We start from the raw sequence: 7,884 nt of genomic DNA, 5'->3' as shown, positions 1-7,884 counted from the left end.
GAAAGCTGGACGGAGTTCTTCAACTGGCTCAAGTCCCGCGGACTCCGTGGCGTGGATCTGATCGTGTCTGATGATCATGGCGGGCTGGTTCGCTCTATTCGCCGACAATTGCAGGGCGTGACTTGGCAGCGGTGTCAGACGCACTTTATGCGCAACGTACTGGATGCCTCTCCGAAAGCCCTGAAGGATGAAATCCACACGCATGTACGAGCGATCCTGGAGGCGCCCAACCCGGAAGCGGCCCGGCTGCTTTTGCAGCAGACGCTGGCGGCTTACGAGGAGAAAGCGGCTAAGGCGATGCGGATTCTGGAAGCCGGTTTTGACGATGTCACCGCCGTTTTGAGCCTGCCGGAAAAGTACCGTAAGCGCTTGAGAACGACAAACAGCGTAGAACGTCTGAATGAGGAAGTTCGCCGCCGGGAACGCGTGATTCGCATTTTTCCCAACCGGGAATCCGTCATTCGACTCATCGGTGCGCTACTCATGGAACAGGACGAGAAATGGGCTTCCGGCAAGAAGTACCTCGATATGGTCGAATACCTAGAGTGGCGTGAAAGCCGACCAAAATCTGTCTTGAAAGTAACCCGAATCATGTAGCACATTCTAGCTGAGGGATTTTACACATAATTTTGGACTTGACCACCAATGACCGTATTCTAAAATCTCTTGTTGATAACGTAAACAGAAAACTTACTACCATAAAAGAACCGATAAAAAACCAGTATGAAATCACTCTCGAAGAAATCAAGAAAGTCCGTTCCAACGCTGAAAAGTATCTCCGTTTGTTCGAGAATGATGCTATGGATATTGTTTTTGTTAAAGAGAAAGTAAACCGATTGAATGAAGAATTAAAGCTACTTGAATCTCGAAAAGTCGATTTAGAGAGACAACTTGCACAACCGACGGTAAAAGAATTGTCTTTCAATGAAGTTTACGGTATTCTCTCAAACTTCTCAAAGCTTATGGAAATCACACCACCCGAACAACAAAAGACCATCTTGAACCAGTTAATTTCTAAAATTACAATCAATGCTGGTGAAAAGATTGAACAAAGAAGCATCAAGGACATAGAGTTGTTCTTTGATGCTTCTCAAAACACCGACTTTGTGCTTACTTATGGTACGGTTCGCCGTATCGTACGGCGGAGCGCAGCTTTGTTTGTCCAAGCTTGTATGGGCGTTCGGCGCCTAACCTATACTTGTACTTTGACGTCAATCGTTATGCTGCGGTCGCAGATCGCCTCCACATCTTCGCGGTCATGCGTGACGAAAAGGCAGGCCATCTCCGCCCGCCGCAGAATATCCCTCAGCTCCCGGCGTATATCCGCTTTGAGCGCCGCGTCAAGGTTGCTGAACGGCTCGTCCATCAGCAGCAGCGACGGTTTGGGCGCAAGCGCGCGCGCCAAGGCGACGCGCTGCTGCTGTCCGCCGCTCAATTCATGGGGGTAGCGCGAGCCGTACTCCGGCAGCTGCACCAGCTCCAGCATCTGCCGGACGCGCTGTTTCCGTTCTCCCCGAGGAATCCGATGAAGACCGAATTCGATATTTTGGGCAACCGTCATATGGGGAAACAATGCGTAGTCTTGAAATACCATGCCGATACCGCGGCGCTCCGGCGGAACGAAGGTCGTCCGGTCGGCGACTGTCTTGCCGCATACGGCGATGAGACCGGCCGTCGGGGCTTCCAGGCCGGCAATCAGCCGCAGCAGCGTGCTTTTGCCGCTTCCGCTCGGGCCGAGCAGGCCGACAATCTCTCCTTGTCCGACATCAAGCGAAACGTCTTGCAGAATCAAATCGGACGAGCCGGCATAGGTGAACGACACGCGATGCATTTCGACAACCTTCATACCTCCATTCCCCTTTCAATCCGATTCAGCAAATAGACCGATGCCAGACTGACCACAACGATGCAAAGCGCCGGCACCGATGCTTCATGAATCCGTTCGTCGCTGGCATACTGGTACGTCTTGGTCGCAAGCGTCTGAAAGTTAAACGGCCGCAACAGCAGCGCAAGCGGCAGCTCTTTGACGATTTCGACAAAAGTCAGCACCGTTCCGCTTAACAGAGCCCCTTTGAGCAATGGAAGCTCTACGCGCAAGAACGTCTGCGTCCGCCCTCTCCCAAGCAAGCGTGACGCTTCCGCATATTGGGGACCGATCTTCTCAAAACCAGCCTCCAGAGCATTATAGCCGGTCGCCATGAAGCGGACGACATAGGCCGCGACAAGCATGACGATCGACAGGCTGAGCACGAGCGGCGCTTCCCCGGTGCCAAGACGAAGGGCCACATAGACGGGAGCGAGCCATCCGTCAAGCTTGATGAACACCGCCAGTACGCCGATCGCGATGATCGCACCCGGAATCGAATAACCGGCCGTAACCGCCTTCGCCAGCATATAGCCGAATATTCCATCGAATTGCCGGACCGAAACCGCCACAATCGCGGCGGCAACCATAGTGAGCGCCGTGGGCACGATCGCCACGGCGACCGTGTCCCCAATGATCCGGTAAAAACCTTCATGCCATACTTCATCCGCCGTCCAAGTCGCCCAGACAACGAGCTGGGCAACCGGTATCACGAACGAGACCAGCATGACGACTGCGCCGAACATGCAAGCCGCAGCCCCGCCCGCCCCGCGGAGTCTTCTGCGGACAAGCGGCCGCGACTTGCCGCTCGTCGCGCTGTACCGGCGCTGTCTGCGCAGCTGGCGTTCCAGCAGAAACAGGCCGAGCACCCCGATCATCAGCCACGCCGCGAGCCGGCTTGCCGACGCAATATCGTACATGCCGAACCAGGTCTTGAAGATCGCCGTCGAAATTGTCGAAATGCCGAAATAGCTGACAACCCCATAATCGCCGAGCACTTCGAAGCATACGAGAATGACCCCGCCGGCGATGGCCGGACGGGAGATCGGCAGCACGACAAGCCAGAAGACCGACCACGGTCCTCGACCGAGCAGACGCGCGTTCTCGACGTATGCGCCCGTCTGGCTCTCCAAGAATGCCCGGGCGATCAAATAGACGTAAGGATAAAGAAACATCGTAAAAATAAAAACGGCGCCCTGTACCGACATAATATTGAACCAGCCTTGGGAAAGCTGCAGCCCAAATGTATTCCGCAGCGTTGTCTGCACGACGCCGGTATAACCGAGCATGGCGCTGTACGTATAGGCGGCGATATACGGCGGTATCGCAAGCGGCAGCGCGAACGTCCAGCGGAACAAACGGCTGAGCGGGAAGTCGTACGCCGCCGTCAGCCAGGCCAGCCCGACGCCAAGTCCTGTCGTGAACAGTCCCGTCAACAGCGCCAGCCAAGCGGACTGCATCACCGCATCCTTCAGTACATACTGCTTGATATGCGACCAGTTCTCACCCGGCCCTTGCGCTACAGATACCAGAATGAAAAAAACGGGCAGCAAAATTGCTGCTGCCACGATAAGGCTGGAGATCGTCCAACCGTTCATTCGCCTTCGGATGTCCCTTCCCCATGTTTGCGGACGTATCACTTAATCCCATCCTACTTTATTCAAAATTTCCACTGCTTTTTTATTGTGTTCTCCCAGCTTGGAGAAATCAAGTTGTTGTTTTTTAAATTCGCCCCACGATTTGAGCAGTTCCGGCAGCTCGGCTTCCGGATTGACCGGAAACTCGAAGTTCTCGCTTGAGAATATCGCTTGCGCTTCCGCTCCGGTCAAATATTCGATCAGCTTGATCGCCGCATCTTTATTTTTGCTGTGCTTTGCCAACCCGACGCCGCTTATGTTCACGTGCGTGCCCGTCGTCTCCTGGTTCGGGAAGAAGACGCCGATCTGTTCGCCGACTTTCACTTCCTCCGCATCCTTGGAGTTCAGCAGCTGACCGACGTAATATGTGTTCATAAGCGCTACGTCGCCTTGTCCGGCGACAATCGCTTTTGCTTGGTCGCGGTCGCCGCCTTCCGGCTTGCGGGCCATATTGGCCACAATCCCTTTCGCCCATTCCTCAGCTTGCGCTTCCCCGTTCAACTCGATAAGCGAAGCGAGAAGCGATTGGTTGTACAGGCTTGTCGAGGAACGGACCAGCACTTTCCCTTTCCACTTGTCCGTGGCAAGATCTTCATAGGTGCTGAGTTGCTCCGGTTTTACCCGCTCCTTGGAATAGGCGATAATGCGGGCGCGGGCGGACAAGCCGACCCAATGATTGTCCGCATCGCGATATTCAGCCGGCACATTGCTGTTCACGGTATCCGATTCAATCGGCTGCAGAATGCCACTCGTTTTCGCATTATTTAATATTCCGCCGTCGACGGTAATGAACAGGTCCGCCGGACTACTTTCGCCCTCGCGTTTCATCCGTTCGATCAATTCCTCGGCTTTGCCTTCCACGACATTGACCTTAATGCCCGTCGCCCGGGTGAATTCGTCATACAGCTTGCCATCCACTTCATAATGACGAGCCGTATAAATGTTAACTTCTTTCGATCCGGATTGCTCCTGCTCTTGCGATTGCCCGGCTGCTGCCGATTCGGATGGCTGGCTGGCAGTATTGCCGTTTTCACTGCTGCCCGAACCGGCGCCGCATGCGGTCAACAGGATGAAAAGAAGAATAGCCGCAACAGATGAAAAAGTAAACCGGCCAAGCATCTTCATGCCATTCATGTCCCCTTTGTTGAGAATGATAATCATCGTGAAATTTAACATGAACATTTAAGCATGTCAATACAATTTTATCCGCAAAGACTGCTCCGATCTGCCGACATGCGAAACGGGCCTTCGGCGGTTCGCCGCAAGACCCGTTTCGGAAAGACGATATGAATGCAACGTATAAACTTAGATCCACTTCATATAGCCGAAGCCGTAAACCGACCCTTGAGCGAGAATGACCGTCCAGATGACCAGGCTGACTCCCATCCACACGACGACACGCATGCGCGAAGAACCGAACGACAGTGCGAGCAGAGCGGCCAAATCCGTCCCGAGCAGAATCGGAGCCACAATCGACAGACCGGGAATACCGTAACGCTCCCAAATTTGCCGTGCCCGCGTCTCCCGTTTCGTCGGAGCGGTTATCCCTTTGCGCTCGCGGCGGCGCTGCCGCCATGCGGCGAGCTGGCGGAAAAACAGAGCGAGCAGTACAATCATGAGAAAGTTTTCGGCAAAACCGACAATACTGACGACGACCGGCGACAGCCCCCACAGAATGCCGAGCGGCACCACAACGAAAATATCGATCCAGGGCAGAATCGCCAGTATGAACAGCCCCAGGTACTGCCATATGTCATCCGCTTGCTGCAGCCATTCCAACATATTCCGAATAATTCCTCCGTTCGTTAAACTTTATAAGCTTTCATCGCTTTGCGCAGCTCCTTGAAGGTCGGGCGCTTGCCGTACATCAGGACGCCGGTGTGGTAGATCTTCGCCGACAGCCAGCCGAAGATGAAGATGCTGACGAACAGGATGACGAAAGACAGCGCAGTCTCCCAGAACATCGGCGACGCAAGCCCGATGCGCAAAAACATGGCGAACGGCGAGAAGAACGGGATGAACGATGCGACCTTGACGATCATCGCATCCGGCGTCCCCATACCGAAGATGCCGATATAGAACCCGCCCAGCGACAGGAACGTAACCGGCATAAAGCGCCTGCGCCAAATCTTCCGTACGGCTGACGATGGAGCCGACGGCGGCATACAGCGTCGCATACAGGAAATAGCCGGTCAGAAAGAACAAAATCGCGTAAACATAGAGCCGCGGATCGATGTCCGACAGATGAATGTTGAAGTTTTTCAGAAAATCGACGTTATGCGGCAAGTTGACATTGACCAGGAATACGGCTACATAGAACGCGGCTACATAGAACGCGATTTGCAGCAAACCGACAATAAACATGCCGGTAATTTTACCGAACATCTGCTTCAGCGGCGCAACGCTGGTGACGAGAATCTCTATGTCGCGGGAGCTTTTCTCGGCTGTAATTTCGCTGGCGATCAACTGGCTCGTGACGAAGATTCCCATGAAGAGGACAATCATCATCGCATAGACGAAGCCCATCGACAATCCGCTTTGAGCGGCGTCTTTGCCTTCTCCCGCCGCGGCCGTTCCGGTTAGAGCGATTTGCATCGTTTCGACATCGACCGGCGTAAACAGTTCTTGCTTCTGCTCTTCGGTCAGGACGGCATGCTGCAAAACCGCCTCAAGCTTTACCGCTTGCAGACCGGTCTGAAGAGCGGAGGCCGTGCTCGTGTCGAACATTTCCTCGGATTTGTATGTTATATGCGGGAAGGCAAGCCGTTCCATGACGAGTTCCTGCAGACGAACGAGCGGTTCTACGACGCCCGTATCGAGCAGCTGGACTTCGACGACCCGGGGGCGGTCGACACGATCAACCATTGGGTCAAATAGCAGACGGAGGGCACGATAGACCGTTTGATCGAAGGACCGATCGATAAAAGCACGGTCATGTTTCTGCTCCAGGCCATCTATTTCAAAGGCGACTGGAAGACGCCGTTCCCGGAAACGGCCACGTCGATGCAGCCGTTCCGGCTGGAGAGCGTGCTCGAGCTGCGGGATGCGGGATGCGCTGAAAGCGATGGGGATGCCGACGGCATTCAACCCTTCGCTCGCCGACCTGTCCGGCATGGCGGACGTTCCGCCCAATCTGTATATCTTCAGCGTCACTCCAATTACTCAAAACCCTTATAAATCAAGGAACAAACAGCCTCCACATGACTTGAGTAGTTGTCGCAGGAAATCACAACGTGAAATGGGTAGCGTTCACCTTGATACCAAGCTATCTCCTCATCATCAGAATGGACTCCCAGTCCTCCGGGAATCCAATTCGATCCAACTCAACTACTTCTTTATACTCGGAAAGCAGCGCTTCTAATCGAGTAACGAAATCCGTCCACTTGCTTCGGTCAGGAATGAGTTCCTTTAAAATATACAAATGCGCAAAGACTTTACCCTGATCAATTCCAAGTTGCTTTGATTTCCGGTCGAGTCTCGGTTTGCTTGTTAGAGGACGATTATAAAGCCGACCGTAATGGGCACATATATTTCGGATATAGGACAAACATTTAAGCCAACTTTCAAGGTATATAGCTGGAGCACGATAATTCCTTTTAGCAATTTGACTCTGATCATCACTTTTCATGTTGGAATATAACTTGGAAAGCGCTCCAAACGAAAGAACCTCAATAGCCACCCAAACCGGTATTTTCCCCTCATACTTTTCGATATGATGCTTGATGAATATTTCCTGGGATCGATTAATTTCCTTTTCAAGTTCGGTAAGAAATGCGTCATGATTCTCAAAATGTTTGGGCTCCAAATGACCAAGAGGACCGTAAGTATGGGCGATATGATATGAAATATGGGTACGAAACGCAATCTCCACTTGTTCGACCATCTCCATTATCAAATAGCGGAAACGTCGATCAAATTCATATAATGCAACAACATGTTCAAAAGTTACATCAGGAAGGTATTGATCGTTATGTTTCAAACTGAGTGTATAAGCGCTTAACCGATAATAGTTGATCCGTTGCAGCGTTCGAATTGCAAAATCAGCATCGGATATGATGAGCCCACGGCCTTTAAAAATTTCGATCTGCTCTTCAAAAGTAGTGGGCCGCTTAACGGAAGGAATATTATTAGATTCCATAAAATCCCCCAATAAATAGAAAGGCCCACCTTGGTACGCATTGTTAAGAGGCGTGGTGGGAACTGTTGACTTTATCATACCGGAAACATCCAATAACGTCAAGGAGACATTGGCTATGGTCAGTGTCAAGTCATTGTGGGCAATTCATTAAGGGAACAAAACGAACTACATAAAGAACCCTTGCCCCTGTAAGCGCTTTGCCTTGATCATTCTCCAAACAAAAGATACATTTACCTAAATTTGTA

General features: G+C 52.3%; 9 protein-coding genes and 1 pseudogene. 3 read left to right on the top strand and 7 right to left on the bottom strand.

The features are described 5' to 3' along the window. Window positions 1-597 (top strand): IS256 family transposase (locus FE781_RS17130; RefSeq protein ID WP_211346398.1); only part of this gene is annotated, 597 nt, incomplete at its 5' end. Window positions 598-1,192: 595 nt separating this feature from the next. On the opposite strand, the gene FE781_RS17125 is transcribed toward FE781_RS17130, so the two are convergent. The 6 genes and pseudogenes from FE781_RS17125 to FE781_RS18045 all read right to left on the bottom strand — a co-directional run. Further along, the gene (locus tag FE781_RS17125) at window positions 1,193-1,846 is read right to left on the bottom strand and encodes an ABC transporter ATP-binding protein (protein ID WP_138790821.1); all 654 of its coding nucleotides are present in this window, start codon (window positions 1,844-1,846) and stop codon (window positions 1,193-1,195) included. Then, window positions 1,843-3,462, bottom strand: a complete 1,620-nt coding sequence (locus FE781_RS17120) for an ABC transporter permease (RefSeq protein ID WP_138790820.1) — start codon at window positions 3,460-3,462, stop codon at window positions 1,843-1,845. Before FE781_RS17120 ends, FE781_RS17125 begins: the two co-directional genes overlap by 4 nt. Window positions 3,463-3,504: 42 nt before the next feature. Beyond that, window positions 3,505-4,620, bottom strand: a complete 1,116-nt coding sequence (locus tag FE781_RS17115) for a Fe(3+) ABC transporter substrate-binding protein (protein ID WP_138790822.1) — start codon at window positions 4,618-4,620, stop codon at window positions 3,505-3,507. A 186-nt stretch (window positions 4,621-4,806) separates the two neighbouring features. Beyond that, window positions 4,807-5,283 carry a small multi-drug export protein gene (locus FE781_RS17110; RefSeq protein ID WP_138790819.1) on the bottom strand — a complete coding sequence of 159 codons (477 nt, stop codon included), beginning with the start codon at window positions 5,281-5,283 and terminating at the stop codon, window positions 4,807-4,809. Between the two features lie 23 nt (window positions 5,284-5,306). Further along, a complete protein-coding gene (locus FE781_RS18050) occupies window positions 5,307-5,561 on the bottom strand; it encodes an ABC transporter permease (RefSeq protein WP_281281922.1) in 255 nt (84 codons plus the stop codon). A gap of 118 nt (window positions 5,562-5,679) precedes the next feature. After that, window positions 5,680-6,228 (bottom strand): annotated as a pseudogene (locus FE781_RS18045) (ABC transporter permease); the annotation flags it as partial. Between FE781_RS18045 and FE781_RS18250 the strand changes: the two are divergent. Both FE781_RS18250 and FE781_RS18245 read left to right on the top strand, forming a co-directional pair. Then, window positions 6,127-6,378 carry a serpin family protein gene (locus FE781_RS18250; RefSeq protein ID WP_425464978.1) on the top strand — a complete coding sequence of 84 codons (252 nt, stop codon included), beginning with the start codon at window positions 6,127-6,129 and terminating at the stop codon, window positions 6,376-6,378. The pseudogene FE781_RS18045 and the gene FE781_RS18250 sit on opposite strands and share 102 nt — an antisense overlap. Window positions 6,379-6,435: 57 nt before the next feature. Continuing rightward, entirely contained in the window at window positions 6,436-6,678 is a 243-nt protein-coding gene (locus tag FE781_RS18245) for a serpin family protein (protein WP_425464979.1), read from the top strand. Window positions 6,679-6,766: 88 nt separating this feature from the next. On the opposite strand, the gene FE781_RS17095 is transcribed toward FE781_RS18245, so the two are convergent. Continuing rightward, window positions 6,767-7,717: an Abi family protein gene (locus tag FE781_RS17095; protein WP_170209592.1), complete on the bottom strand. Its 951-nt coding sequence runs from the start codon at window positions 7,715-7,717 to the stop codon at window positions 6,767-6,769. Window positions 7,718-7,884 lie beyond the last annotated feature (167 nt).

The organism is Paenibacillus thermoaerophilus (assembly GCF_005938195.1).
Classification (GTDB): domain Bacteria; phylum Bacillota; class Bacilli; order Paenibacillales; family Reconciliibacillaceae; genus Paenibacillus_W; species Paenibacillus_W thermoaerophilus.
This window is presented reverse-complemented; position numbering and strand designations above follow the sequence as displayed.